The sequence below is a fragment of the Pseudomonas sp. LBUM1661 genome, from assembly GCF_059695925.1.
Genome location: NZ_CP166794.1, coordinates 5,367,816 through 5,393,860, shown reverse-complemented (window position 1 = coordinate 5,393,860; position 26,045 = coordinate 5,367,816). Strand labels below are relative to the sequence as shown.

General features: G+C 59.1%; 31 protein-coding genes. 20 read left to right on the top strand and 11 right to left on the bottom strand.

The window, feature by feature from the left end:
- Positions 1-374: 374 nt before the first annotated feature.
- The gene (gene fadD1, locus ACA057_RS24740) at positions 375-2,075 is read left to right on the top strand and encodes a long-chain-fatty-acid--CoA ligase FadD1 (RefSeq protein WP_497343134.1); all 1,701 of its coding nucleotides are present in this window, start codon (positions 375-377) and stop codon (positions 2,073-2,075) included.
- A gap of 165 nt (positions 2,076-2,240) precedes the next feature.
- Here the strand turns inward: fadD1 and ACA057_RS24735 are convergent, their stop codons facing one another.
- Positions 2,241-2,618: a hypothetical protein gene (locus ACA057_RS24735; RefSeq protein WP_111451478.1), complete on the bottom strand. Its 378-nt coding sequence runs from the start codon at positions 2,616-2,618 to the stop codon at positions 2,241-2,243.
- Positions 2,619-2,818: 200 nt separating this feature from the next.
- Here ACA057_RS24735 and ACA057_RS24730 point away from each other — a divergent pair, with 200 nt between their 5' ends.
- The 3 genes from ACA057_RS24730 (at position 2,819) to def (ending at position 4,675) form a co-directional block, all read left to right on the top strand.
- On the top strand, positions 2,819-3,010 hold the full coding sequence (locus ACA057_RS24730; RefSeq protein ID WP_497343132.1) for a CsbD family protein: 192 nt from the start codon (positions 2,819-2,821) through the stop codon (positions 3,008-3,010).
- 172 nt (positions 3,011-3,182) lie between these two features.
- Complete coding sequence (locus ACA057_RS24725) at positions 3,183-4,139, top strand: YihY/virulence factor BrkB family protein (RefSeq protein WP_497343130.1); 957 nt, start codon at positions 3,183-3,185, stop codon at positions 4,137-4,139.
- Positions 4,136-4,675, top strand: a complete 540-nt coding sequence (gene def, locus ACA057_RS24720; RefSeq protein ID WP_401363979.1) for a peptide deformylase — start codon at positions 4,136-4,138, stop codon at positions 4,673-4,675. Before ACA057_RS24725 ends, def begins: the two co-directional genes overlap by 4 nt.
- 48 nt (positions 4,676-4,723) lie before the next feature.
- Here the strand turns inward: def and ACA057_RS24715 are convergent, their stop codons facing one another.
- Positions 4,724-5,545, bottom strand: coding sequence for a class I SAM-dependent methyltransferase (locus tag ACA057_RS24715; RefSeq protein ID WP_497343128.1), 822 nt, complete (start codon positions 5,543-5,545; stop codon positions 4,724-4,726).
- 59 nt (positions 5,546-5,604) lie between these two features.
- Positions 5,605-6,042: a GNAT family N-acetyltransferase gene (locus tag ACA057_RS24710; protein WP_497343126.1), complete on the bottom strand. Its 438-nt coding sequence runs from the start codon at positions 6,040-6,042 to the stop codon at positions 5,605-5,607.
- Between the two features lie 338 nt (positions 6,043-6,380).
- Between ACA057_RS24710 and ACA057_RS24705 the strand changes: the two genes are divergently transcribed.
- The 4 genes from ACA057_RS24705 (at position 6,381) to ACA057_RS24690 (ending at position 10,028) form a co-directional block, all read left to right on the top strand.
- A complete protein-coding gene (locus ACA057_RS24705) occupies positions 6,381-7,322 on the top strand; it encodes a fatty acid desaturase (RefSeq protein ID WP_497343124.1) in 942 nt (313 codons plus the stop codon).
- 143 nt (positions 7,323-7,465) lie between these two features.
- Positions 7,466-8,257: a phosphate/phosphite/phosphonate ABC transporter substrate-binding protein gene (locus ACA057_RS24700; protein ID WP_497343122.1), complete on the top strand. Its 792-nt coding sequence runs from the start codon at positions 7,466-7,468 to the stop codon at positions 8,255-8,257.
- 218 nt (positions 8,258-8,475) lie between these two features.
- Positions 8,476-9,018 carry a sigma-70 family RNA polymerase sigma factor gene (locus ACA057_RS24695; RefSeq protein WP_497343120.1) on the top strand — a complete coding sequence of 181 codons (543 nt, stop codon included), beginning with the start codon at positions 8,476-8,478 and terminating at the stop codon, positions 9,016-9,018.
- A complete protein-coding gene (locus ACA057_RS24690; protein WP_497343118.1) occupies positions 9,015-10,028 on the top strand; it encodes an ABC transporter substrate-binding protein in 1,014 nt (337 codons plus the stop codon). Before ACA057_RS24695 ends, ACA057_RS24690 begins: the two co-directional genes overlap by 4 nt.
- A gap of 101 nt (positions 10,029-10,129) precedes the next feature.
- Here the strand turns inward: ACA057_RS24690 and gstA are convergent, their stop codons facing one another.
- Positions 10,130-10,732 carry a glutathione transferase GstA gene (gene gstA / locus ACA057_RS24685; protein WP_497343116.1) on the bottom strand — a complete coding sequence of 201 codons (603 nt, stop codon included), beginning with the start codon at positions 10,730-10,732 and terminating at the stop codon, positions 10,130-10,132.
- Between the two features lie 99 nt (positions 10,733-10,831).
- Here gstA and ACA057_RS24680 point away from each other — a divergent pair, with 99 nt between their 5' ends.
- A complete protein-coding gene (locus ACA057_RS24680) occupies positions 10,832-11,716 on the top strand; it encodes a LysR family transcriptional regulator (protein WP_497343114.1) in 885 nt (294 codons plus the stop codon).
- 31 nt (positions 11,717-11,747) lie between these two features.
- Here the strand turns inward: ACA057_RS24680 and ACA057_RS24675 are convergent, their stop codons facing one another.
- The 4 genes from ACA057_RS24675 to gntR all read right to left on the bottom strand — a co-directional run bounded on the left by ACA057_RS24675 (position 11,748) and on the right by gntR (position 15,834).
- On the bottom strand, positions 11,748-12,311 hold the full coding sequence (locus tag ACA057_RS24675) for a hypothetical protein (RefSeq protein WP_497350013.1): 564 nt from the start codon (positions 12,309-12,311) through the stop codon (positions 11,748-11,750).
- 155 nt (positions 12,312-12,466) lie between these two features.
- Positions 12,467-13,891 (bottom strand): MFS transporter, encoded by a 1,425-nt coding sequence (locus ACA057_RS24670; protein WP_497343112.1) that lies wholly within the window; start codon positions 13,889-13,891, stop codon positions 12,467-12,469.
- A 141-nt stretch (positions 13,892-14,032) separates the two neighbouring features.
- Entirely contained in the window at positions 14,033-14,665 is a 633-nt protein-coding gene (locus ACA057_RS24665) for a glutathione S-transferase family protein (protein ID WP_497343110.1), read from the bottom strand.
- A 137-nt stretch (positions 14,666-14,802) separates the two neighbouring features.
- Positions 14,803-15,834, bottom strand: a complete 1,032-nt coding sequence (gene gntR / locus ACA057_RS24660) for an HTH-type transcriptional regulator GntR (protein ID WP_497343108.1) — start codon at positions 15,832-15,834, stop codon at positions 14,803-14,805.
- Between the two features lie 213 nt (positions 15,835-16,047).
- Here gntR and ACA057_RS24655 point away from each other — a divergent pair, with 213 nt between their 5' ends.
- Both ACA057_RS24655 and ACA057_RS24650 read left to right on the top strand, forming a co-directional pair.
- Positions 16,048-16,581 carry a gluconokinase gene (locus ACA057_RS24655; RefSeq protein ID WP_008151141.1) on the top strand — a complete coding sequence of 178 codons (534 nt, stop codon included), beginning with the start codon at positions 16,048-16,050 and terminating at the stop codon, positions 16,579-16,581.
- An 82-nt stretch (positions 16,582-16,663) separates the two neighbouring features.
- Positions 16,664-18,016 carry a GntP family permease gene (locus ACA057_RS24650; RefSeq protein ID WP_497343105.1) on the top strand — a complete coding sequence of 451 codons (1,353 nt, stop codon included), beginning with the start codon at positions 16,664-16,666 and terminating at the stop codon, positions 18,014-18,016.
- A 108-nt stretch (positions 18,017-18,124) separates the two neighbouring features.
- Here the strand turns inward: ACA057_RS24650 and alaC are convergent, their stop codons facing one another.
- Entirely contained in the window at positions 18,125-19,342 is a 1,218-nt protein-coding gene (gene alaC, locus ACA057_RS24645) for an alanine transaminase (protein ID WP_497343103.1), read from the bottom strand.
- A 139-nt stretch (positions 19,343-19,481) separates the two neighbouring features.
- On the opposite strand from alaC, the gene ACA057_RS24640 reads away from it, so the two are divergent.
- The 5 genes from ACA057_RS24640 (at position 19,482) to ACA057_RS24620 (ending at position 22,053) form a co-directional block, all read left to right on the top strand.
- Entirely contained in the window at positions 19,482-20,144 is a 663-nt protein-coding gene (locus ACA057_RS24640) for a LysE family translocator (RefSeq protein WP_497343101.1), read from the top strand.
- A 67-nt stretch (positions 20,145-20,211) separates the two neighbouring features.
- A complete protein-coding gene (locus ACA057_RS24635; RefSeq protein WP_497343099.1) occupies positions 20,212-20,697 on the top strand; it encodes a GyrI-like domain-containing protein in 486 nt (161 codons plus the stop codon).
- A gap of 97 nt (positions 20,698-20,794) precedes the next feature.
- Positions 20,795-21,283 carry a GNAT family N-acetyltransferase gene (locus ACA057_RS24630; protein WP_497343097.1) on the top strand — a complete coding sequence of 163 codons (489 nt, stop codon included), beginning with the start codon at positions 20,795-20,797 and terminating at the stop codon, positions 21,281-21,283.
- Positions 21,284-21,452: 169 nt separating this feature from the next.
- Complete coding sequence (locus ACA057_RS24625) at positions 21,453-21,719, top strand: prevent-host-death protein (protein WP_046049521.1); 267 nt, start codon at positions 21,453-21,455, stop codon at positions 21,717-21,719.
- Entirely contained in the window at positions 21,712-22,053 is a 342-nt protein-coding gene (locus tag ACA057_RS24620; protein ID WP_497343095.1) for a hypothetical protein, read from the top strand. Before ACA057_RS24625 ends, ACA057_RS24620 begins: the two co-directional genes overlap by 8 nt.
- A 55-nt stretch (positions 22,054-22,108) precedes the next feature.
- Here ACA057_RS24620 and ACA057_RS24615 read toward each other — a convergent pair whose 3' ends face one another.
- Both ACA057_RS24615 and ACA057_RS24610 read right to left on the bottom strand, forming a co-directional pair.
- Entirely contained in the window at positions 22,109-22,714 is a 606-nt protein-coding gene (locus tag ACA057_RS24615; RefSeq protein WP_497343093.1) for a pyridoxamine 5'-phosphate oxidase family protein, read from the bottom strand.
- A gap of 7 nt (positions 22,715-22,721) precedes the next feature.
- Positions 22,722-23,207 (bottom strand): GNAT family N-acetyltransferase, encoded by a 486-nt coding sequence (locus ACA057_RS24610; RefSeq protein ID WP_497343091.1) that lies wholly within the window; start codon positions 23,205-23,207, stop codon positions 22,722-22,724.
- A 141-nt stretch (positions 23,208-23,348) separates the two neighbouring features.
- On the opposite strand from ACA057_RS24610, the gene ACA057_RS24605 reads away from it, so the two are divergent.
- From ACA057_RS24605 to ACA057_RS24590, 4 genes are all read left to right on the top strand, one after another.
- The gene (locus ACA057_RS24605; protein ID WP_497343089.1) at positions 23,349-23,774 is read left to right on the top strand and encodes a YybH family protein; all 426 of its coding nucleotides are present in this window, start codon (positions 23,349-23,351) and stop codon (positions 23,772-23,774) included.
- A gap of 97 nt (positions 23,775-23,871) precedes the next feature.
- Entirely contained in the window at positions 23,872-24,216 is a 345-nt protein-coding gene (locus ACA057_RS24600) for a YciI family protein (RefSeq protein WP_059402946.1), read from the top strand.
- Between the two features lie 26 nt (positions 24,217-24,242).
- A complete protein-coding gene (locus ACA057_RS24595) occupies positions 24,243-24,734 on the top strand; it encodes an SRPBCC family protein (RefSeq protein WP_497343087.1) in 492 nt (163 codons plus the stop codon).
- On the top strand, positions 24,734-25,969 hold the full coding sequence (locus ACA057_RS24590) for an RNA polymerase sigma factor (RefSeq protein WP_497343085.1): 1,236 nt from the start codon (positions 24,734-24,736) through the stop codon (positions 25,967-25,969). The genes ACA057_RS24595 and ACA057_RS24590 overlap by 1 nt, the downstream gene beginning before the upstream one ends.
- The last annotated feature ends 76 nt before the right edge of the window (positions 25,970-26,045 follow it).

Here is a 26,045-nt window from a genome sequence, read left to right as displayed (position 1 = left end):
GTTCGCGGGCAAGCCTCGCTCCTACAGGTTGCGCGTCGTCCACACATTCGGCGGCCGACACGAAACCTGTAGGAGCGAGGCTTGCCCGCGAAGCTTTCAGGGCGCTGAAAAGCCCCTGTTTCAGCGGCTTTCGAGGCGCTATAGAATCTTTACTCTAAAAATGACTATTTAATTATCATGAGTCAAAATCGTGACTGTAGAGGCGGTTTTTGGCTCTAGTCGACCCTTGGCAAAGCTGCTACTCTCGGCGCGCTTGTGACTTCTCGGCCTAAGAAAAAAGCCAGACTCACCAACAAATAGACACCAAAAACACACACCAATAATAATCGCATCAAATGCGGTGATGAATTCGCGTTGCTGAGGAGTGGGCTTCCATGATCGAAGACTTTTGGAAGGATAAGTACCCTGCCGGGATTGCTGCCGACATCAATCCAGACGAGTATCCGAATATTCAGGCGGTGTTGAAGCAGTCCTGCCAACGCTTTGCCAACAAGCCGGCATTCAGCAACCTGGGCAAGACAATCACCTACGGTGAACTGTACGAATTGTCCGGTGCCTTTGCCGCTTACCTGCAACAGCATACCGACTTGAAGCCGGGCGATCGAATCGCCGTGCAACTGCCCAACGTGTTGCAGTACCCGGTTGCCGTTTTCGGGGCCATCCGCGCCGGGCTGATCGTGGTCAACACCAACCCGCTGTACACCGCGCGGGAAATGGAACACCAATTCAACGACTCCGGCGCCAAGGCCCTGGTCTGCCTGGCCAACATGGCGCACCTGGCGCAGATCGTCGTGCCGAAAACCGGCGTCAAGCACGTGATTGTCACGGAAGTGGCCGACCTGCTGCCGCCGCTCAAGCGTCTGCTCGTCAACAGCGTCATCAAGTACGTGAAGAAGATGGTCCCGGCGTATCACTTGCCCAAGGCCATCAAGTTCAACGACGTGCTGAGCAAGGGCCATGGTCAGCCAGTGGCTGAAGCCAACCCGGCCAGCAGCGATGTCGCGGTGCTGCAATACACCGGCGGCACCACCGGCGTGGCCAAGGGCGCGATGCTCACCCACCGCAACCTGGTGGCGAACATGTTGCAGTGCAAGGCGCTGATGGGTTCCAACCTCCATGAAGGTTGCGAGATCCTGATCACGCCGCTGCCGCTGTACCACATCTATGCCTTCACCTTTCATTGCATGGCGATGATGCTGATCGGCAACCACAACATCCTGATCAGCAACCCGCGCGATTTGACGGCGATGGTCAAGGAACTGTCGAAGTGGAAGTTCAGCGGTTTCGTCGGGCTCAATACGCTGTTTGTCGCCCTGTGCAACAACGAAGGTTTCCGCAAGCTGGATTTCTCTGCACTGAAAGTCACCCTGTCCGGTGGCATGGCCCTGCAACTGGCCGCCGCCGAGCGCTGGAAAGCGGTCACCGGTTGCTCCATTTGTGAAGGTTACGGCATGACCGAAACCAGCCCGGTGGCGACGGTCAATCCGATCCAGAACATCCAGATCGGCACCATTGGTATTCCGGTTCCGTCGACCCTGTGCAAAATCATCGACGATGCCGGTGTTGAACAGCCGATGGGTGAAATCGGTGAGCTGTGTGTGAAAGGTCCGCAGGTGATGAAGGGCTACTGGCAGCGCCAGGAAGCCACCGATGAAATCCTCGACAGCGAAGGCTGGTTGAAGACCGGTGACATCGCGCTGATTCAGCCTGACGGCTACATGCGCATTGTCGATCGCAAGAAAGACATGATCCTGGTCTCCGGTTTCAACGTGTACCCGAACGAGCTCGAAGACGTGCTGGCGACCCTGCCGGGCGTGCTGCAATGCGCGGCGATCGGCGTGCCGGACGAGAAGTCGGGCGAAGCGATCAAGATCTTCATCGTTGCCAAACCGGGCGTCACGCTGACCAAGGAACAGGTGATGGAGCACATGCGCGCCAACGTCACCGGCTACAAGGTGCCGCGTTCCGTGGAGTTCCGCGATGCGCTGCCGACCACCAACGTCGGCAAGATCCTGCGTCGCGAACTGCGCGATGAGGAACTGAAGAAACTTGGCGTGAAGAAAGTAGGCGCCTGATCAAACAAAAGCCCCGCAGATGCGGGGCTTTTTGATTCTGATCGGAATATTTTTAGCGCCTGTCAGACCGCCTTCGCGAGCAAGCCCGCTCCCACATTCGATCGCATTCGTTCTGGAAAAACTCGGTTAAATCTGGGAGCGGGCTTGCTCGCGAAGCTTGTGCTGTTACAGGCGGAATTGCGCGAAATTGACGTTGGTGCCCGCCGGACGCATGTCCTGCAGGTACGAATCCTTATCCGCGCTCAATTCCAGGCTCAACGCCGCTTTGCGCTTGCCTTCATTGCGCACCACCAGACCTTCAAGCTTTTCGCGCAGGAACACCGTCGGCACTTTCAGGTGCAGCAGTTCGTCGGTTTCCGGCGTGTGCATCAGCAAGTGAACCCACTCGTACTGACCAATGGCCAGGCGTGCGACCGGGATATCGAACCACCAGATGTTGCGGTTGCGGTTCAATTCGGTGAAATGGCAGTTGTTGACGCCAAGCACAGCACCGCCGAGTTCCTGGTTTCTGCGGGCAATGGCCTGCTTTTTATCGAGTTTCATAACATTCCTACGGGATTGGATCTTCAGCGCCATGGCCTGAATACGTTGCGCATTCTCGGGGGTTGGTCGGCAAACATAAAGCCCAACCTGCTGTGATCGATGAAATGTCCTGCTGAAAATAAATGAAACTCCGTGCAAACGCCTCCGGTCAATCCTTGTGTAACGACTTTTCTCATTGATTTGTTCACAGGAGAAACACCATGAGCAGCACTGGCGATAAAGTAAAAGGCATGGCCAACGAAGCCGCCGGCAACGTCAAGCAAGGCGTCGGCAAGGCCACCGGTAACGACAAAATGCGCACCGAAGGCGTGGTGCAGGAAAAGAAAGGCGAAGCCCAGCAAGCGGTCGGCAAAGCCAAGGATGCGCTCAAAAAAGGCATCGACAAGGCGTGATCCGGCCTTAGAAGTGAACAAGAAACGGCCATCCACGGATGGCCGTTTTTGTGTCAGCCTGAACTTGCGCAAGGAAATTGTTTCAAAGTCGCCAAGTACGCTACTTTGATGTAGAAAACGGCCCCTGAGTCGCCACGACTTCGACCAAATTTTGCGGCGAAAGGAGACGCTAATGTTTTTCCCACACATGAAAGGCCTGCCCATCCATCGTGTGATGGTGCGCACGGTCACCGAGTTCGTCGACGACGAGATGTCGACCTATGCCTCGGCGCTGGCCTATCAAATGCTGTTTTCGCTGTTTCCCTTCATTCTGTTCCTGATTGCCCTGATCGGCTTCCTGCACCTGCCGGACTTCTTCTCCTGGCTGCGCCTGCAATCGGAACTGGTCCTGCCGCCCCAGGCGCTGGAGCAGGTCAACCCGGTGATCGACCAGCTTCAGCAATCCAAGGGTGGCTTGCTGTCGGTGGGTATCGTGATCGCCCTGTGGACGGCGTCCGCCGGTGTGCGGCTGATGATGAGCGCGATGAACGCGGCGTACGACGTGGTCGAGGGCCGGCCGGCGTGGAAGCGCTTTCCGCTGTCGATTATCTACACCGTCGGCATCGCCGGCATGCTGCTGGTTGCCGCCGCGCTGATGGTGCTCGGGCCGCAGGTGATGGAGTGGATCGCTTCGCAAGTCGGCCTTGAATACTTCATCGTGACGCTCTGGACCATCGTCCGTTGGCCGGTAGTCGTGATTCTGTTGATGATGGCGGTGGCGCTGATTTATTACGTCATGCCCGACGTCAAACAGGAGTTTCGCTTTATCACCCCAGGCTCGGTGCTGGCGGTGGTGGTGTGGATCATCGCGTCGCTGGGCTTCGGTCTGTACGTCAAGGAGTTCGCCAACTACAACGCCATGTATGGCAGTATCGGCGCGATCATCGTGCTGTTGCTGTACTTCTATATTTCCGCCGCGGTGCTGTTGCTCGGCGCCGAGATGAATGCGGTGATCGAGCACATGTCGACCGAAGGCAAGAATGATGGCGAAAAAGTCCCCGGCGAGCTCGATCACGAACCCAAACAACATGTTTCCGGACTGGGTCGGGACCACTCGATCAAGCCGCCCACTGACGAAGTCATAAAATGATCCGTGAAATTCTGAAAATGGGCGATGAACGCCTGCTGCGCATTGCGCCGCCGGTGCCTGCCGAGATGTTCGACAGCCCTGAATTGTGGCAACTGATCGACGACATGTTCCAGACCATGGAAAGCGTCGGCGGCGTCGGCCTGGCCGCGCCACAGATCGGCGTCGACCTGCAATTGGTAATCTTCGGTTTCGAGCACAGCGAACGCTACCCGGACGCCGAAGCGGTACCGCAGACCATCCTGATCAATCCGCTGATCACACCGCTGAGCCCGACGCTGGAAGAGGGGTTCGAAGGCTGCCTGTCAGTGCCGGGCCTGCGCGGCGCGGTGGATCGCTATCAGCAGATTCGTTATGAAGGTTTCGATCCCAAGGGCAATCCGATCGTGCGCATTGCCGAGGGATTTCATGCACGGGTGGTGCAACATGAGTGCGATCACCTGATCGGCCGGTTGTACCCGTCGCGCATCACTGATTTCAGCAAGTTCGGGTTCACCGAAGTGATGTTCCCGGACCTTGATCCCAACGCGGACGACTGACTGAATCCTTGAAACCACCACATTTGATCTCCATGGGGCTTCAGTGCATCACTTGGCGGGTTTAACGAACCGCAACGTCATCCGGTCCGACTCACCGATCGCCACATACTTCGCCCGATCCTTTTCCCCCAGGGTCAACGCTGGCGGCAACGTCCAGACGCCTTCCGGGTAATCCTTGGTGTCCTTGGGGTTGGCATTGATCTCGCTCTGGCCCTCAAGCTTGAAGCCCGCATCCGTCGCCAGTTTCACCACGTAATCGGTGGTCAGGTAGCCGCTGTGCTTGATGTCGTCCAGCGACGCCCCGTCCTTCGCCCGGTGATCCACCACGCCGAGCACGCCACCCGGTTTCAGCACCTTGAAGAACGCCTCGAACATCAGCGGTGCCGTGTCCGCCAGCACCCAGTTGTGCACGTTGCGAAAGGTCAGCACGGTGTCCGCCGAACCGGGTTGGCCCAGCGCCGGTGCTTTAGGGTCGAACTCCAACACCTGGGCCTTGGCGTATTGAGCTGGCGCCGCGGCGAATTTCGCCTTGAGCTTTTCTTCGTTCTTGCGTGCGTACTCACTGACCGTCGGCGCCTGCACGGCGGCGATATACTGCCCGTGATCCTTGAGCAACGGTGCCAGCAGTTCGCTGTACCAACCGTTGCCGGGAGTGATTTCAATGACCGTCTGATTCGGCCCCAATCCAAAGAATTGCAGCGACTGCTGCGGATGACGGTAGCCATCGCGCGCCACGTTTTCCGGCGCTCGCCACGAGCCTTTCAGCACGTTGGCGTATTGCTCGGCAGACACCGATTGGGTTTGGGCGGCATGGCTGAAAGTGGGGCTGAGCAAGGTGGCGAGCGTCAAAGCCAGAAGGGCAGGTTTCATGAAAAATCCTGAGAAGTCGAAGTCGACCCCGAGGCTAGCACGCAGCTATCACCGGCCGATCACACATTATCGACGGTCGACCTCACCAACGGTTCTAAGCCCATGGCAATCATCGGTTTGCTGCGGGCGTATCGACTCAAGCGCTCGGCCAATGCATACGGCAAGGACGGGTCGAAGGTAAAACCACGGCGCTCATAAAAACCGCGCAGGTCCGGGTGACAAAACAGCCAGACCGGGCCTTCAAGGTTCTTGACTGCCTGGGCGATCAACGCTGCGGCGATTCCCTGTTCGCGACACGCAGGGTCGACAAACAAACCCGTCAGCCAGTGCCCCTCCGCCACCGGGCGCAAACACAGCGCGCCAATGATCTCGTCGCGCCTGGCCACCCATAATTGAGCGTCACGGACCGCTTTCATCGGCGATTGGTGGGCGCGATAAAACTTGTTCATCAAGGGCCACAAAGGCTCGGCGAGCAAGGTGTATTGGGTGTTGGGCATAGGATTGGACTGTCGGTACGCAAGGCGCACGATTATAAAAGAACACGCGCGCGGGGATAGGTGTATACCTGATCTCACATCCCGTATGAGTGGAGTACGTATCATGGCCAAAGGCATGGATTCAAAGAAAGCAGCAAAGAAAAAACCGGCGAAAACCGCCGATGAAAAGCGTGCGGACAAGAAGGCCAAGAAGGTGGATGTGTTCGGTCATTGATCCCGCGACAAGGGAGCCCGGCCCTCGGGCTCCCGCTGCATGACTCACGAAACAATCAAATAATCTGCAAGATTTCCCCGCGCCATTGCACAGAGAGGGACTGGTCCCCGATCTGAGCAACGCCATGCCCCATTATTTCGATAGCGCCCACTGTGAAGAAATCAACACCCTGCGCCAACGTATGACCGCCCGCACCGAGTGGCCGACCTGGTTGTTGCTGATCGGCGCGTATGCCGGCTGGTTCGGCCTTGTGCTGGGCAGTGCCCGGTTGGGTTTGTGGTGGAGCACATTGCTGTTGATTCCGTTAGTGGTGCTTTGGTTGTCCGTGCAGCACGAATTGCTTCACGGCCATCCCACCCGTTGGACTTCGCTGAACAAAATCCTTGGCTATGCACCGTTCGCTGTCTGGTATCCCTACACCCTCTATCGCGACAGCCATTTGCTGCATCACCGCGACGAAGACCTGACCATTCCCGGTCGCGATCCGGAATCCCGTTACCTGAGCGCCGAGCAGTGGCGGGGCAGTTCACTGTTCGATCAAGGCTTGCACTGGCTGAACAAAACCGTACTCGGACGCTTCGTCCTCGGCGCGCCGCTGGCGTTGCTGGCGCTGGCTCGGGAGGAGCTGCAACGGCTGAAAGCGGGTGAGCGGCAGGCCTGGTTGATGTGGTTGACCCACGGCGCGCTGACCTTGCTGATGTTGCTGTTCATCGCCCGCTACAGCGTGCTGCCCGTGTGGCATTACCTGTTGCTGATCAGTGTGCCGGCGCTTTCGATTGCGATGATCCGCTCTTACTATGAACACCGCCCGCATGCACAACCCGAGCAACGCACCGTGCTCAATGAAGCGGCATGGCCATGGCGCTGGTTGTTCCTGAACCTGAACTTTCATCTGGTGCATCACGACTTGCCGGGTCTGCCCTGGTACGACTTGCCCCGTGCCTATCACGCGCGTCGCGAACAATGGCTGGCGCGCAGTGGCGGGTTTCTGGTGCAGGGTTATGGTCAGTTGTGGCGCGAGAATGGGATCAAGGCCATCGACAGCCCGAAACACCCGTTCCACTGATTTTTTATGATCGACACCTAACCCTTGTGGGAGCGGGCTCGCCCGCGAAGAGGGAGTGTCAGTCGACATCAATGTTGCCTGTCATACCGCCTTCGCGAGCAAGCCCGCTCCCACCGTGGATTTTCGCGTATTGGAAGATTTCGATGACTGAACACTTCGCTGAATTGCTGATGTACGTCGCCCCCGAACCGATCCGCGAAGCCAACGAGCGGTTGCTGACGCGAATCCTCGAACACCTGGGCGCCACCCGCCTCAACGCCGACGAGTTGTCGCTGATGGACCTGTGGCTGTCCCCGAACTTGTTGCTGACCCAAACCTGCGGCTACCCGCTGATGACGGCCTTGCGCGGTCAGGTTCGGGTCGTCGGTCGTCCTCGCTATGAGCTGCCCGACAGCACTGGCGGCAACCATTGCAGCCTGCTGTTGAGTCGCGCCGATGATCCGCGACGGACCTTGCCAGCCTTTCGCGACAGCCGCGGTGTGATCAATGGTGAGGACTCCAACAGCGGCATGAACCTGTTGCGCCACCGACTGGCGCCGCTGCATCGGGAAGGGCGGTTCTTCGCCAGCGTCGGCATCAGCGGCGGCCACCGCGAGAGCCTGCGCTGGTTGCGTGAAGATAAAGCCGACCTGGCGGCCATCGACAGTGTGACCTTTGCCTACCTGGCGCGACACGCTGAAGACGAAGTGGCCGGCCTGCGCGTCGTGGTTCGCAGTGCATTCAGCCCGACCTTGCTCTACATCACCGCTGCCGCCGCCACGGATGAACAGGTTGAGCAGCTTCGGCGGGTAATGAATCAGACGTTGCGGGAGTTGCCGGATGTTGCTGAAATTCTCGGTCTTCAGGAGGTGCTGCCGGCCACTGAAAACGACTATCAAATCATTCTCGACTATCAGCAGGATGCCGAGGCGTTGGGATTTGGACGCTTGCGGTGACTTGAGAGCATTCGCGGGCAAGCCTCGCTCCTACAGGTACACCGATCCCTGTAGGAGCGAGGCTCGCCCGCGAAGGCGATGGATCAGGCATCATCTATCTAAATTCCATAATAGAATATAAAAATGCATTTTAAGTATTATTAATGAATAAGGCTCCTTGCTAGGATCGCGTCACCGGATCACCGGACATTCAGCGACCCCTAACCCTTGGAGCCTCTATGTCCGGCACTGACCTTGCCCATCGTAACGATGTGGGCGGATTGTTCCGCGCCCATTACCCCTGGCTCTGCGCACGGTTGCGCCGACAACTGGGGGCCAGTTCCAGCGTCGAAGACATCGCCGCCGAAACCTTCGCGCAGCTGCTCGAATCACCGGGCCTGAACCCGATTCGCGAACCTCGCGCCTTGCTCACCACCATCGCCCGCCGGTTGATTTATCAACTCTGGCGCCGCCGCGATCTGGAGCGCCAACACCTCGATCAGTGGCAGCACGACGATCACCTTCAAGCGCCATCGCCTGAAGAACGGGTGCAACTGACCCAGGCGCTACAGGGTCTCGACCGGACACTTGAGCGCCTGCCAGGCAAGGTTCGGGCGACCTTTCTATTGTCGCGCGTAGACGGCCTGACCTACCCGCAAATTGCCGCCGAGCTGGGCATTTCCCAGCGCTCGGTCAGCGTCTACATGACGCGCTCCCAGGCCTTGTGCGCAAAGCACAGCGCCAATCAACCCTTGAATCCCTTGACCCGGAGGTCCGCATGAGATCGATCAAAACCCTGCTCGGCAGTTCGCTGCTGGCCCTGAGCCTGATGGCCACCCAGGCACCGGCGGCAGAAAAAACCGCGCCTATCCACTTTGGCGACATTACCTGGGAAAGCGGCAGCCTGATCACTGAGATCCTGCGGTTGATCGTCGAGAGGGGTTACGGCTACCCGACTGATACCTTGCCGGGCAGCACCGTCAGCCTCGAAGCGGCGTTGGCCAAGAACGACATTCAAGTGATCGGCGAAGAGTGGGCTGGACGTAGTCCAGCTTGGGTGAAGGCTTCCTCGGAAGGCAAAGTGTTTGGCCTGGGCGACACGGTCAAAGGCGCCACCGAAGGCTGGTGGGTCCCGGAATACGTGATCAAGGGCGACCCGGAACGCGGCATTAAACCCCTGGCTCCGGAACTGAAATCCGTCGCCGACCTGGCGCGCTACAAAGACGTGTTCCGCGACCCGGAAGACCCGAGTCGCGGGCGCTTCCTCAACAGCCCGACCGGTTGGACCTCGGAGATCGTCAACAGCCAGAAACTCAAGGCCTACGACCTGACCGCCAGCTTCGTCAACTTCCGTACCGGCTCCGGCGCGGCGCTGGATGCCGAGGTGGCTTCGTCGATTCGTCGGGGCAAACCCGTGCTGTTCTACTACTGGTCGCCGACGCCATTGCTGGGTCGTTTCAAACTGGTGAAACTCGACGAGCCGCCGTTCGATGCCGACGCCTGGAAGACCCTGGCCGATGCCAACAACCCGAATCCCAAAGGAACCCGTTCGATGCCGGCGAGCCTGGCGATTGGCGTGTCTGCACCGTTCAAGGCGCAGTATCCCGACCTGGTGGTGTTCTTCGAAAAAGTCGACTTGCCGATCGATCTGCTGAACCAGACCCTCGCGCAGATGAGCGAAAAACGGCAGAAGCCGCGTGAAGTGGCGGAAGCATTTTTGCGTGATCAGCCGCAGGTGTGGAAGGGCTGGGTGCCGGGAGAGGTGGCTACCAAGGTGAGTGCGAGTTTGTAGTTCTGCGGTGATTGGTAGATAGCTTTCGCGGTCAAGCCTCGCTCCTACAGGATAGCGATAACCCGTAGGAGCGAGGCTTGCCCGCGAAGCGATGTATAGACTTACACCAACTCTGCCGCCAAAGCCGCTCTCACTGCCGGCCGCTGATCAACCCTCGCCTGAAACAGCACCAACGCCGGCCACTGATTCAAATCAATGGCAAACAGCGGAGCCCAGCGCAGCACTGTAAACATATACGCATCGGCAATGCCGAACCCGTCCCCCATCAAATAATCCTGCCGCTCCAGCGTCTGGTTCAACAGCGCAAATCGCTTGAACAGTTTCTCCTTGATCAGCGCTTTGACCTCCTGCGGAAATTGCGAACTGAACAACCAGCCCAGCCCACCATGAATCTCCGTAGACACGAAGTTCAGCCACTCTTGCAAGCGCACCCGCTCGAATGTCCCGGGCATTGCTGCCAGATTCGCCTCGGGTCGCTGGTCCGCCAGGTATTGCAGGATCGCCGGGCCTTCGGTCAGCACCTCACCGTTATCCAATTGCAACGCTGCGACGTAACCTTTGGGATTGATCATAAGGAAGTCATCGCCATCAAAAGTTTTCTTGGTGGCGTTGTCGACACGGACCAATTCGAACGGCAAGTTCAGTTCGCGCAGCACAATGTGCGGCGCCAGCGAGCAGGCTTGGGGGACGTAGTACAACTTCATCTCGAGGGCTCTGGTTGGGGATTTGCGTCAGTGTCATAGTGCGTGGCGCCCTCGGTAAAATTAATCTTTCAGACAACAGCCATAAGGAAAGCTACTGCCATGATGAACCTGATGCACTGGCGAATGGTGGTGGCAGTGGCGGATACCGGCAACATCACCCGCGCTGCCGAGCGGGTCGGCATGACTCAGTCAGGTGCCAGTCAGGCATTGGCGTTGATCGAAGATACCTTGGGCGTCCAGCTGTTCAGCCGGGAAAATCGCCAGACCCTGCCGACGGCCATCGGACTGCCGGTCATCGAACACGCGCGAACCATGCTCGGCGCGCTGGATAACATCCGCAGCACCGTCGATGCCGGCAAAGATATTCAACGTGGAACGATACGACTGGCCAGTTTCCCCATGGTGCTGGCGACGTTGCTACCGCCACTGCTGCGTCAGTTCAATCGGCTTTATCCCGGCATTCAGGTGGTCGCGTTGGAAGTCAGCGACGACGAAGTGGAAACGCTGCTTGGTGCCGGGCTGGTGGATGTCGGCGTGGTGTTGAACCCGACGCCTGCGCGCAACGCGGTTCTGTTGGGGCGTGAGGCCTGGATGGCGGTGCTGCCGGGTAGCCATCCTTTGGCGCGCCGTTCCAATGAAGAAGGCGTCACCCTCGCGGAATTGGCCGAGCAACCTTTTGTGTTGGCCACCGGCGGCTGTTCAACCAACGCGCGCAGCCTGGCCATTGATGCGGGTCTGCAGCTGCATGATGTTCGGGTCGAGGTCCGGGAGTGGAGCAGTGCATTCACCCTTGTACGGGAAAACATCGGCGTGACCGTGGTCCCGGAAATGACGCTGCCAACCCAGCGGCAGGGGCTGCGAGTGCTACCGGTGACACCGCGCATCGATCGAGCATTTGCCTTGGTGGCCGCATCGAACCAAACCCCTTCGGCGGCCGTGCAGGCGTTGCTGGATATGCTTGCCGATACACACCACAATTTGTAGCCGCAGGCTTCGCCAGCGGCTACAAAAAGCGTTAAAGCGAGGCCAGGAACTTGTCGACGACCTGGCGGCTGCCTTTTTCGCTGCTGCCGGTTTCTTTCTCGGCCTGCGCCAGTTTTATCTTGTCTTGCATGCGCTCGGCGATCTCGTCACCTATGGCTTGTTGTTTTTCCGGCGGCATCTGTTGCACTTCCTCTTCCGTCAGCCCCATCTCTTGCAGGATGCTGTCGCGCATACGCTGTTCTGGCGTTTTGCTCATGTAGTCCTTGAATTGGTCCGTGGCCGAGCCACTACCAACCTTGTCCTTCACGGCGTCAGGCAGTGCCCCGTTAACCGCTTGTAGGTTCACGCGGGTTTTCGCAAACGCTTCATCGATGTTGTCGCTGATTTTGCTCGCCTCACTGACTTGCTGCGTGGCGATTTGCGTGGCCGATTCCTGCACCTGCGCACCGGTCTGCGCGGTGGGTGCCTGAACATTGTTTTGCAGGGCTTGCGTCAGCACGCTCTGCAGGCCAGCGGCGGCTTCGGCGGTCGGATCTTCGCCGGGCTTTTTCGGCAGCGGGGTCATTAACGTTTGTTTGTGAGCACTGACCAACATGATGAGTAGACCTTGTAGGTGTTTGCGGTACAGCGGCTTGAGCAAATAGCGTGCCGTCGCTAGAGCCCTTGTTTTCCGGGGGGGGCGCGGCGTGAGGTCAGCGGAGGCGGCGGTCAACCCTTGCCGACGGGCGGCAGAGATTGACCGCTGGAGTGTCATCGATGCGCGATGTTTTCCAGCGCCAGGTTGCGGGTTCGCGGACCGTACCAGCCGATGGTCAGCATCACGATCAGCATGCTGCTGACGATGAATGCCAACACCCCGGGCGTGCCGAAGTGCTCGAGAAAAATCCCGATCAGCAAACTGCTGAACACCGTGGACAAGCGACTGAATGAATAACAGAACCCCACGGCCCGGGCGCGGATGTTGGTCGGGAACAATTCGCTTTGGTAGGAGTGATAACTGAAGCTCAGCCAGGCGTTGCAAAAGGTGATCATCACCCCGCAGAAAATCAGGCCGAAGGCGCTGGTTTGCAGAGCGAACAACGTACCGAAGGTCATGGCGCCGAGTGCTGAACCGACGATCTGCCATTTGTTCTCGAAGCGGTTGGCGAACTTCACGAACAGCAGCGGTCCGAGCGGGTAGGCGAGGGTGATGATGAAGGCGTACATCAGGCTGTGCGTCACGCTCACGCCCTGGCCGGAGAGCAGCGCCGGCAACCAGTTGCCGAAGCCAAAAAAACCGATGGCCTGGAACACGTGAAACACGATCAGCATCAAGGCCCGGCGGCGATAAGGCGGTTGCCAGATATCGGCAAACCGGCCCGTGCCTTGAACATCCACCGCCGCCAGTTCCGGCTCATCCAGCGGCTTGCCCTGGTCCTTCACGCAGCGTGCTTCGATGCCGTCGAGAATCCGGCTGGCCTCGTCGAACCGCCCATGCTGGGCCAACCAGCGCGGTGACTCCGGCAACCGCGAACGCAGCCACCAGATGAACAACGCAAACACCGCACTGGCCAACACCACCCAGCGCCAACCGGACACACCGAAAGGCGCTTGCGGCACCAGCCACCAGGACATCAACGCCACCGCTGGCACCGACAGAAACTGCACGAAAAACGCGAAGGCGAACGCCGAACTGCGCATGCGCTTGGGCACCAGTTCCGAGAGGTAAGCGTCGATGGTCACCAATTCAATACCGAGCCCGATGCCGACCAGAAAGCGCATGCAGATAATGCCCAGCGCGGAACTCTGAACACCCATGGCGACGGTGGCGACGGTGTACCAGATCAGCGCGAAGGTGAAGATCGCGCGTCGGCCGAAACGGTCGGCCAACGGACTCAACAGACTCGCGCCGAGGAACAGCCCGAGAAACGTCGCCGAGGCGAAAGCGGCCTGGTCGGAGAAGCCAAACACGCCCTGGCTGCCGGTGGCGAAGATGCCATCGCGAATCAGGCCAGGGCTGATGTAGGCCGTTTGAAACAGGTCATACAATTCGAAAAAGCCACCGATCGAGAGCAGCGCCACCAGGCGCCAAATGGTTGAGACGGCAGGGAGTCGGTCGATGCGCGCGGATATCTGCGCGGCCCGGACGGGATCAATCCCGTCGGGTTGAGCAATGGCGGGGGCGTGAGCAGTCATGGGCTGATCCATTTTTTATTGATGGAGAAGCTTAGCCTGCTATCGGAAATCAATGATTGTGAATCTCGGCGACTTTGCGCCGAGATTCACTCAGTTATTGCAATGAACGGTTACATTTTGGCGGTTTGTTGCCGGAGCCGCTCAAGGCAGGCCGTTGCAGCCGTATTTGAGGAATCCCGGGCGTTGTGCCAACCGTTGAAAGTACTCGTCGATGGCCGGGTAATCAGGCCGTTCCATCGGGGTCATCAACCAGCGGTTGATCGACAACCCGATGACAATGTCGGCGAGCGTGAATCGCGGTCCGGCGACATAGGCTTTGGTGGCCGCGAGCTGATGCTCGAGGATGCCCATCTTCTGATTCCAGCCGCGTACACCGGCGGCAATGTGATGCGCGTCCTGGAACTCCGGATCCTTGCGCACCAGCGCGGTGAACGCGTAGCTCCACGAGGCATTGAGTTCGGTCGCCTGCCAATCCATCCACTGTTCCACCCGCGCACGCGCCGCAGGCTCGTGGGGAAGCAGATCCGTATGCTGGTGTTTAGCGGCCAGATAGCGGCAGATGGTATTGGATTCCCACAGCACACCGGCCTCATCGATGATCACGGGCACCAGTGCGTTGGGGTTGAGCCTGAGAAACTCGGGCGTGTGGGTTGACGCATAACCGCCGCCCCAGTCCTCACGTTCGTAGGAAAGGTCCAGCTCCTCACAGGTCCACAGGACCTTTCTGACATTGATCGAGGACGCTTTGCCGAGAATCTTCAGTGCATGTTCCATGGGGCTACTCCGTTAGCAGTTCGCAGGCTTCGGGAAATTAATAGTGTGCCTGCCAAAGCGAGTGAGCAAGCCGTAACACGACCCTTAGCCGCAGGCTTCGCCAACTGCTACAAAAAAGCGTGGTTCCCTCGCCAACATCAGGTGCTCTCGCGCACCTTCAGCTCGAACCCCATGTCCTGCACCGGTTTGGCCACCGAATTACCCGCCAGCAAGGTCAGCATCAACTCCGCCGAACGACGGCCAATGGCTTCTCGCGGGGTGCTGATGCTGCTCAGGCGCGGCACCATGTGCGCCGAGGCCGGCAGGTCATTGAAGCCGAGGACCGCCACTTGTTCGGGGATCTTGATCCCGCACCGCATGGCTTCCAGCAGCGCACCCTGGGCCAGGTCGTCGTTGCCGAAGAAGATCGCATCGACATCCGGATGGCTGGCCAACAGTTGCAGGAACAACTCGCCACCCAAACCGACCGAGGAGGGGCGCGGGGTCAGCACTTCCAGGTCCGGGTCATACAAACCGGCTTTTTGCAGCGCGCGACGGAAACCTTCGCCGCGCAACAGCGTGCGTTGGTCCAGTTGCGCGCCGATGTAGGCCAGGCGCTTGCGTCCCCGTGACAGCAAATGTTCCGCCGCTGTTTCACCCGCCGCCAGTTGCGAAAAACCGACGCAATTAAGGCCCGCCGCACTGTCCAGTTCCATCATGTACACGCACGGAATGTTGCTCGCCTCGATCATCCGCCGCGAACTTTCGGTGCGGTCGAAACCGGTCAGCAGCAACCCGCGCGGCTGATAGGCCATGTAGTTGCGCAGCAGGTTTTCTTCTTCATCGCGCGAGTAATGGAAGTTGCCGATCAGCACTTCGAAACCCTTGGGGCGCAAAACCTGATGAATGGCTTCCAGGGTGTCGATGAACAACAAGTTGGACAGCGACGGCACCAGCACCACCACCGAATGGCTCTGCGCCGAGGCCAGCGCGCGGGCGGCAGGGTTGACCACGTAGTTGAGTTCCAGCGCCGCTTTCTGGACTTTTTCCACCAGTTCAGTGGCCACCGTGCTAACGCCGCGCAGGGCGCGGGAGGCGGTGATCGGGCTGACACCGGCCAGGCGTGCTACTTCGTTCAAGGTGGGGCGGCCAGTGGTGCGCGTATTTTTATCGTTTTTAGGGGAGATCATCGGACGGCTTGCCAAACAAAATTCGAGGCACTAAGGTAGCGCTGTCTCGATGCAGCTGCAAATGCGTGAGCGGGGTCTGCCTGATCCTCGTTTTTTGGCGTTGGGAACGAACATGCTGCAACCCACAAAAATGACAAGAAGGCGTCGGCAACTTCTGCTTTTCCTAGTGTCATAACTGGCAAAGGTAGCGCTGTCTGCGCGCTGAGGTGTTACATGAATCATCCCATCACCGCCCTGGTCATCATGGGCGTTGCCGGTTGCGGCAAGACTTGCGTCAGCGAGGCCTTGTGCCAACTCAGCGGCGCGACCGCCATTGAAGGCGACACTTTCCACCCTGCCGCCAATATCGAAAAGATGAGCGCGGGTATCCCCCTGAACGACGAAGACCGTGCCGGCTGGCTCGACAGCCTGTGCGATGAATTGCGCCGCATCGACGCCAAGGGCGAACGCCCGGTGCTGACCTGCTCGGCCCTCAAACACATTTACCGCGAACGTCTGCGCAGCGCCTTGCCGGGCCTGGGCTTCGTTTTCCTTGAGCTGACCCCTGAAGTGGCCGCCGATCGTGTCTCCCATCGGCCGGGCCACTTTATGCCGTCAACGTTGATCGACAGCCAGTTCGCCACCCTTGAATCGCCTGTTGGTGAGCCCCTGACCCTGGCTCTGGACGCGTCGAACCACAGCGTCGACCAATTGGCGAAGCAAGCTCATGACTGGTGGCAGGCTCATGGCCTGAAACACGCCGTATGAGTTTTGCCCGCAGAGATAGCGCTGTCCTTATGGCTTTCGAATTACTCGCTTTAATAACAACAACAACCAGGAGACACCCCTAATGTTTGGCATGTCCCACGAGACGTTCCTGCTGCTCGATGCAGTGGTTACGGTGATCGGGCTTATCGTCCTGATCACCAAGTTCAAGTTCCACCCCTTCATTGCCCTGATCATTGCTGCCGCGTTTCTCGGCCTGACCTCCGGCATGCCGATCGGCACCATCATCAAAGCGTTCCAGGACGGCTTCGGTGGCGTGCTCGGCTTCGTCGGGATCATCCTGGCGCTGGGCACCATGCTCGGCAAAATGATGGCCGAGTCGGGCGGGGCGGATCAGATTGCCCAGACCCTGATTCGCGCGTTCGGCAAGGACAAGGTGCAGTGGGCGATGATGTTCGCCGCGTTCCTGGTCGGCATTCCGCTGTTCTTCGAAATCGGTTTCGTGCTGCTGATCCCGCTGGTGTTCATCGTCGCCCGGCGTACCGGCGTGTCGATCATCAAGATCGGTATCCCGCTGCTGGCCGGTCTGTCTGCGGTGCACGGCCTGGTTCCGCCGCACCCGGGTCCGTTGCTGGCCATCGGCGTGTTCGGTGCCGACATTGGTAAAACCATTCTGTACGGGCTGATCGTTGCGTTGCCGACGGCCATCATCGCCGGCCCGATCTACGGCACGTTCATTGCCAAGTACATTCCGGGTCATCCTAACCAGGAGCTGGTGGATCAACTGGCGCGTGATAACGAGTCTGCCGATCTCCCGAGCTTCGCCATCACCTTGATCACCGTGCTGTCGCCGGTGTTCCTGATGCTGCTCAAGACCTTTGCCGATGTGGTGCTGCCGGACGGCAACTTCTTCCGCACGTTCATGGACCTGATCGGTCATCCGATCTCGGCACTGCTGCTGGCGTTGCTGCTGTCGCTGTACACCTTCGGTTACAAACAGGGCATTGGCTCTAACCAGATGCTCAAATGGCTGGATGCCAGCCTTGCACCAACCGCCGCAATCATCCTGATCATCGGTGCAGGTGGTGGCTTCAAGCAGATGCTGGTGACCAGCGGTGTGGGTAATGTCATCGGCAACATGGCGGTGGAAGCGCAGATTTCGCCGATCCTGCTGGCCTGGCTGGTGGCGGCAGTGATCCGTATTGCGACCGGTTCGGCAACCGTGGCGACCATTACCGGCGCCGGCATCGTGGTGCCGGTGGTGGGGATGATTCCGGGTGTGAACCGTGAGCTGCTGGTGTTGGCCACCGGTGCCGGTTCGCTGATCCTGTCGCACGTCAACGACGCCGGTTTCTGGCTGGTGAAGCAGTACTTCAACATGACCGTGGCCGAAACCTTCAAGACCTGGACCGCGATGGAAACCATCCTGTCCATCGTTGCGCTGGGCTTTATCCTGCTGTTGTCGTTGTTCGTCTAAACGCTACAGAACATGTGGGAGCGGGCTTGCCCGCGATGCAGGCGACTCGGTTTAACGTCGAACCGAGTTGATGCCATCGCAGGCAAGCCAGCTCCCACAAGTTTTAGGTCAGGCGTTGGTTTTGCTGACCAGCCCATCCGCGCGGAACATCCCGCGAATCCCGCGCACTGCCTGACGAATCCGGTCCTGGTTTTCGATCAGCGCGAAGCGCACATGATCATCCCCATACTCCCCAAACCCGACACCCGGCGAGACGCAGACCTTGGCCTCGGCGAGCAGCTTCTTGGCGAACTCCAGCGAGCCCAGGTGCGCGTAAGCCTCGGGAATCTTGGCCCAGACGTACATCGACGCTTTCGGATTTTCGACCATCCAGCCCAATTCATGCAGGCCTTTGACCAGCACGTTGCGCCGCTGGCGGTATTGCTCGGCGATGTCTTTGACGCACTGCTGGTCGCCTTCCAACGCAGCGATGGCGGCGACTTGCAGCGGCGTAAACGTGCCGTAGTCGTGGTAGCTCTTGATCCGCGCCAGGGCGTTAACCAGTTCAGCGTTGCCGACCATGAAACCGATGCGCCAGCCCGCCATGTTGTAGCTCTTGGACAAGGTGAAAAACTCCACCGCAATGTCCTTGGCGCCCGGCACTTGCATGATCGACGGGGCTTTCCAGCCGTCGTAGACGATGTCGGCGTAAGCCAGGTCGTGTACCACCAACACGTCGTACTGCTTGGCGAGGGCGATCACCCGCTCGAAGAAATCCAGCTCCACGCATTGCGCGGTCGGGTTGGACGGGAAGCCGAGGATCATCATTTTCGGTTTCGGGATCGAACCGCGAATCGCACTTTCCAGTTCGGCGAAGAAATCCACGCCGGGAATCAGCGGCACCGAACGCACCTGGGCGCCGGCAATCACCGCACCGTAGATGTGAATCGGGTAGCTCGGGTTCGGCACCAGCACGGTGTCGCCCTGGTCGAGGGTGGCCAGCATCAAATGCGCCAGGCCTTCCTTGGAACCGATGGTCACGATGGCTTCGCTTTCCGGGTCGATGTCGACCGCGTAGCGATCCTTGTACCAGTTGGAAATTGCCCGGCGCAGGCGCGGAATACCCTTGGACGTGGAGTAGCCGTGGGTGTCTTCGCGCTGGGCGACGGTGACCAGTTTTTCGACGATGTGCGGCGGAGTAGGGCCGTCAGGGTTGCCCATGCTGAAGTCGATGATGTCTTCGCCACGACGACGGGCGGCCATCTTCAGCTCGGCAGTGATGTTGAATACGTAAGGGGGGAGTCGATCTATGCGCGCAAAGCGGCGCGGCGAACCTGGGTTAGCCATTGTTGCCTCGGATAACGTGAGCGCCCGGAACCGTCCGAGCGACGCTGGTCACTGCGGTGACCTGTGGCGGAATGTAAGGGTTGATGTGGCAAACTGTCCAGCGACTATGTAAACAAATTTTTCCGAAGGAAACGGGTAGATGGAATTTAGTAGTGGCTTCTTGCTGAGCCTTTCGCTGTGCCTGGATATCGGCGTGGCCAACATCGCGATGATCACGCTGGCGATGCAACGCGGCTATTTTCAAGGCTTTGCCCTGGGGTTGGGGACGTGTGTCGGCGACCTGATTTACGCGGTGCTGGCACTGGCGGGCATGACCGTTTTGCTGCAATACGAAACCGTGCGTTGGGTGCTGTGGATCGGCGGCTCGGCGTTGCTGGTGTATTTCGCGGCGAAGATGATTTATTCGGCGATCCACCATGAAGCGGTGTTGGCGCAAACCGCCGAGGTGGGGCATAACTCGCACCGCAAGGAGTTTTTCCGCGGGATCTTCCTCGCCATGTCGTCACCCAGCGCGATTCTCTGGTTCGCGGCGGTGGGCGGCACATTGATCGCGCGGTCTGGCGGCGGTGGCGCCCTCAGTTCGGCGCTGTTTCTTGGCGGCTTTCTGTGCGCCGGCGTGCTCTGGTGTGTCGCTTTATGCTTCGCCGCGAGCCACGGCGGCAAGTTGCTGGGTGACAAACTGCTGCGTTATTCGTACATGGCATCAGCGGCGATCTTCTGCTATTTCGCAGTCTATGTGATCCTATCGGGTTACAACGAGTTCGTCGGCTCTGGCGCTGTCGAACCGTTGCACGCCCTGTAAGTGGGCGAATCGGGTTTGGCTTCTATACTCCCAGCCGAACCCACTTTTCAGTCTCAGGAGTTGAGTCATGGATGAGCAAACAGGCATCGAACCGGCCAAGCCACGCTTCGTGCACGGGCACTTTCTGCTCATTGCCGGGCTTGGCGGACGATTTACCCAGGAAACATCGAAAAAAATCCCCGACCTCTGGGAGAAATTCATTCCCGAGATTGGCAAAATTCCCGGTCAAAAAAGCGAAGTGACCTACGGCATCTGCTGTAATCCCGATGGCAAGGGCGGCTTCGAATACATCGCCGGCGTTGAAATCAGCAAACTCGACGACCTGCCCGACAAGTACCGCTGGGTCGAGGTTCAACCGCAGCATTACGCGGTGTTCGAGCACAAGGGCGCTCTGGATACCTTGCCGCAGACGTTCCATTACATCTGGAAAACCTGGCTGCCGCAGTCCGGCTATCAGGCGGCGGATGCCCCGGAATTCGAACGCTACAGCGAAGACTTCAACCCGAAGCTCAACACCGGCGTGCTGGAAATCTGGCTGCCGCTCAAGCCCTAATGAACGCATCGAGAGGCGGATCAGCGATTCGCCTCTCGATGTCGTGCTGATGCTCATTTATGATCGGCAGCCTTCCCAACGCTGATCCCGAGTCGCCATGAACACCGTCATCCGCCACGTCACGCCTGCTGATCTGGACCGCTGCTACGCCATCGAAACCGTTGCCTACGAAGGCGACGAAGCCGCGACCCGCGAGAAAATCGCCACCCGCATCGCCACCTGGCCAGAGGGTTTTATCGTGGCCGAAGTCGACGGCGTCGTAGCCGGTTTCATCAACTCCGGTGCGGCGTTTCAGGTGGAAATGTCGGACGAAGCCTTCAAGGAACTGATCGGCCACGACCCGGCCGGGCCGCACGTGGTGATCATGTCGGTGGTGGTGCACCCGGATTATCAGGGGCAGGGCCTGGCAAAACGCTTGATGGGTGAATTCATCGAGCGGATGCGGGCACTGAACAAAGTCAGCATCAACCTGATGTGCAAGGAGCGGCACATACCGCTCTACGCCGGGTTCGGCTTCGCCTACATCAAGCCCTCAGCCTCCGACCACGGCGGCATGGCGTGGCATGAAATGGTGCTTGAGCTGTAAGCCAGCTGGAGATCCCCTGTGGGAGTCTTTCGCGAGCAAACCCACTCCCACATTGTTTAGCCGCTGTAGCATCAGAAAATGAATCCTTGAGATTAGTTTTTTAATGGCCTAAATTTAGACCTTGTTGCGCGGGCCATCCTGTTTTGGATGGTGAGCAGAGGAATGAATGATGCGAGTTGAAACAATCAGTTTTGTAAAAAAGAACGCGGCAGCGCTGGATCTCTCGGAGCCAATGCTCGTCACTCAAAATGGCGTCCCGGCTTATGTGATCGAGTCCTACGAGGAACGAAAGCGGCGAGATGAGGCCATTGCCCTGATCAAGCTTCTTTCGTTCTCCTCTCGCGACAAGGAACAGGGAAAGCTGATTTCGGGCGACACTTTGCTGGCCAGATTGGCGCAGCGGCGCCAGTTGCAGCAAGACGATAACGATGCCTGAGGCCTTCAGGGTAGAGTTTGCGACCGCTGCGGAGCATGGGGTCATTTCGCTGGAGCATTATCTGACGCAGCAATGCGGTCGCAAAAAAGCGGCAGAGATGGTCGATCAACTGGTGATGCAGATCGTTACGGTGCTGAGCAGCCAAGCCCATGTTTACGGTGTTTGTCAGGAAGCGGCGTCCCTTGGGGTGACTCATTTTCGTGAGTACCTTCCTCTGGGACAGCGAGTGTTGTATGAGGTGTTCCCGAGTGAAAACCTTGTAGTGATCGCTTTGGTTATTGGCCAGCGTCAAAGTATCGAGAAGCAATTGCTCGACTACTGTCTTCTCTTATGAGAGCTAGTCATTTCCTAAAAAGGGTTGCCTCAAGGCAACCCTTTTTAGTATTTGATCAATAAAGACTATCTCGCACCCTCACCGGCGCTTCCCGATCGTACGTCTCAGCATCGAACTGTCCGTCATTCAGCCGCTTGTGAAACGCACCCGCCGTCGGCAGTGCCGAGCGATCCAGGTGCTTGTGAGGGTTCCACAAGTCCGAACGCACTATCGCTTTCGAACAATGGAAAAACGCTGCTTCTACCGTCACCAGCATCACGGTGCGTGCCGGTTTGCCGTTGACCGCAAAACTCTCCAGTAAGCCAGGCTCGGCGCTGATCTGCGCCGTGCCGTTGACACGCAACGTCTCGCCGATCCCCGGAATGATGAACAGCAGTGACACCCGCGAATCGAGCACGACATTGCGCAAGGTGTCGATGCGGTTGTTGCCGGGCCGATCCGGGATCGCCAGTGTCCGCTCATCGATGATCCGCACGAAGCCCGGCAAGTCGCCACGGGGTGAGCCGTCCAGGCCGTCGGGGCCGACCGAGCTGATGATCACCAGCGGCGAGGCGCGGACCATCGCCTGGTAGTCCTCGTTGAGAAAGGGGATTTGCTTGCGCACGGCGCGGTCGTGGGGTTGGCCGTAGATCGCTTCCAATGCTTCGATGCTGTCGAGCATAACCACCTCAGAAAACCAGACTCATGCGCCGTTCGTATCCGATCCGGCCCTTGTAGGCTTCGCCGCTGTCGACCCAGCCGAATTTGGCATAGAGCGCGATGGCGGCCTCGTTGTCCGCATCCACCGACAATTCCAGCGCTTTGATATGCGGCCAGGCCTGGCGCGCCACGTCGGGCAACGCTTGCAAACAGGCCTTGCCGTACCCTTTGCCTTGGGCTCGGTGATCAACCTGCAAGGCATGCAGGGTGGCGCTGTGTTCGTCAGCCCAGGCGGGCAGGACCGGCGGGCGTTTGAGCAGCAGGAAGGCGACGGGAACCTCCTCGGCCAGCAGGGCAAATCCTTTGACGCCGGGGCCGGGTTGGGACAGCAAGGTGTGCAACGCACCGTGAATGTCGCCGGAGAATTTGATTTGTTCCTTGTGAACTTCAATGGCCTCGATCTGCTGGCGCTGGCGCGCGTTCAGGCATTCGTAAGGCACGAGTCGGGTTGTCACTGGAGTGTCCTTTTTCCAACATGAATGTGCTTCGAATTCTAACGACTTTGCGTTCTTGGATTATTTTTATTTGGACTGTCGATTTGGCTTTTCGCCAGACGACTAAGGGTGTCTTCACACCAAAAACCACGGAGAACCACCATGAACGCTACCCACGAAATCCAGACCCTGATCGACACGTATCGTCAGGCGGTCATCGCCAAGGACATCGAGAAACTCATGCCCCTGTACGCCGAGGACATCGTCTCCTACGACGCGGTCAAGGCCCTGCAATTTCGCGGCAAGGCCGCCTACCGCGCGCATTGGCAGGAGTGCATGGAAATGTGCCAGGGCGAGCACAAGTTTGACTTCGACCACATGAACATCGTCGCGGACGAACACATTGCCTTCGCCCATTGGCTAGCCCATTGCGGCGGCACCAACGAGAAAGGTGAAACCCAGGCCTGCTGGATGCGCGTGACCGCCTGCTATCGGCGCGACGATGGGCAATGGCGCATCGTTCACGAACACTGGTCGGCGCCGTTCGACATGATGAGCGGCACGACATTGTTCAACCTGGAACCTTGATGGCCGGCTGGTCGTCGGGAATGTCGCGAAAGCAGCAAACTGCAGCCATAGTTGATCAGTTCGGTTCGGGCTGAGCCCCAAGAAATGGAGAGCCTCCATGAAGTATTTATGCCTGGTCTACAGCAGCGAGCGCGAACTGCACTCGCTGCCCGAAAGCCCGAAAGACGCCGAGTGCATGGCCTACGCCGAGTCGATCCAGGGCAGCGGCCGGATGATCGCCGCCGAGGCGCTGGAGTCGGTGCAGACCGCCACCACCGTGCGCATGCGCAACGGCAAAATGTCGATCACCGACGGCCCGTTCGCCGAAACCAAGGAGCAGTTGGCCGGCTTCTACCTGATCGATGCCAAGGACCTCAATGAAGCGATCCAGGTCGCCGGTAACATCCCGGCGGCCCGGGTCGGCTGTGTCGAGGTACGTCCCGTTCGCCAGTTGAATCCCTGAATAACAATCACAAGACAGGAGATCCCATGAGCCCGCAACCCTACAAAAGACAACCTGCCGCGTTCGAGTTATCCATCAGTCGCTTGATCGATGCACCGCGCCGCAAAATCTTCCGCGCCTGGACCGAGCCGGCCTTGCTTGTGCAGTGGTGGGGGCCGCATGGCATGACCACGCCCGAGTGTGAAATGGACTTGTGGGTCGGTGGTCAGTTTCGCACCCTGATGCGCGCGCCGGATGGCACCGAATACCCGACCATGGGCGTGTTTCTGGAAATCGTCGCCCCTGAGCGATTGGTCTTTACCGATGCCTTTATCCCCGGCTGGATTCCGTCGGGCAAACCCTTCATGAGCGCCGAAGTGACCCTCGAAGACCGCGACGGTAAAACCCTCTACACCGCCCGCGCCATGCACTGGTCCGAAGAGGATCGGCAGGCTCACGAGGCCATGGGGTTTCACGACGGTTGGGGACAAAGCCTGGATCGGCTGGAGACGTTGGTGACCGAAGGCATGCCGGACTGATGCCCGGCGTGACGGTGACGGCTCGGGTCGAGCAGGTTTATCGCGAAAATTCGCGGCGAATCCTGGCGACCCTGATCCGCTTGCTCGGCGATTTCGACCTCGCGGAAGAGGCCTTGCACGAGGCGTTTTTCGTCGCGGTCGAACGTTGGCAGCGTGACGGTGTGCCGGACAATCCGCGCGCCTGGCTGGTGTCCACCGGGCGCTTCAAGGCAATCGATACGTTGCGTCGGCGCGCGCGTTTCACGGCGTCGCAGCCGATGTTGATCGCTCAACTGGAGGCGCTGGAGCAGTCCGACTGGAGTGACGAAGACGTGGAAGACGATCGGCTGCGCCTGATCTTCACCTGCTGTCACCCGGCACTCGCGGCAGATGCGCAGGTACCGTTGACGCTGCGGGAAGTCTGCGACCTGACCACAGAGGAAATCGCCCGGGCTTTTCTCTCGGCACCGGCGACCATTGCCCAGCGCATCGTGCGCGCCAAAGCGAAAATCCGCGACGCGAAAATCCCTTATCAAGTGCCCACGTTGGCCGAATTACCCGAACGCCTCGACAGCGTGTTGCGGGTGATTTACCTGGTGTTCAACGAAGGGTATTCGGCATCCATCGGCACCGAACTGACCCGTGAGGACCTGACCCGCGAAGCGATTCGGTTGGGACGGTTATTGATGGAGTTGCTGCCCGAGCCGGAAGTCATGGGGTTGCTGGCGCTGATGCTGTTGCATGAGTCGCGGCGTCTGGCGCGGACCTCGCCAAGTGGTGAGTTGATTGTGCTGGATGAACAGGACCGCTCGTTGTGGGACGCCGGAATGATTGCCGAAGGCTGTACGCTGGTGGAGCGGGCGCTGACCACTCGGCGGTTCGGGCCTTATTGCCTGCAGGCGGCCATTGCGGCGGTGCATGCCGAAGCGCCGTCGGTGGGGGAGACCGATTGGGTGGAAATTGTCGGGCTGTATGACGTGTTGTTGGCAGCCGTGCCTTCGCCGGTGATCGAGCTGAACCGTGCGGCGGCGCTGTCGAAACGCGATGGACCGTTGGTGGGGCTGACGCTGGTCGAGGCGATTCTGGATCGCGGAGAGTTGCTCGATTACCACTTGGCGCATTCGGCGCGGGCGGAGTTTTGTCGGCAGTTGGGGCGGGTCGATGAGGCGCGGGCGGCGTATGAGCGCGCGCTGGAATTGACGCAGCAGGTGCCAGAGCGGCGGTTTATCGAGGCGCGGTTGCGGGCGTTGGAGTGAGGTGATCTTGCGGGCCCCATCGCGAGCAGGCTCGCTCCCACATGGGACCAGTGCAGATCAATTGTGGGAGCCAGCC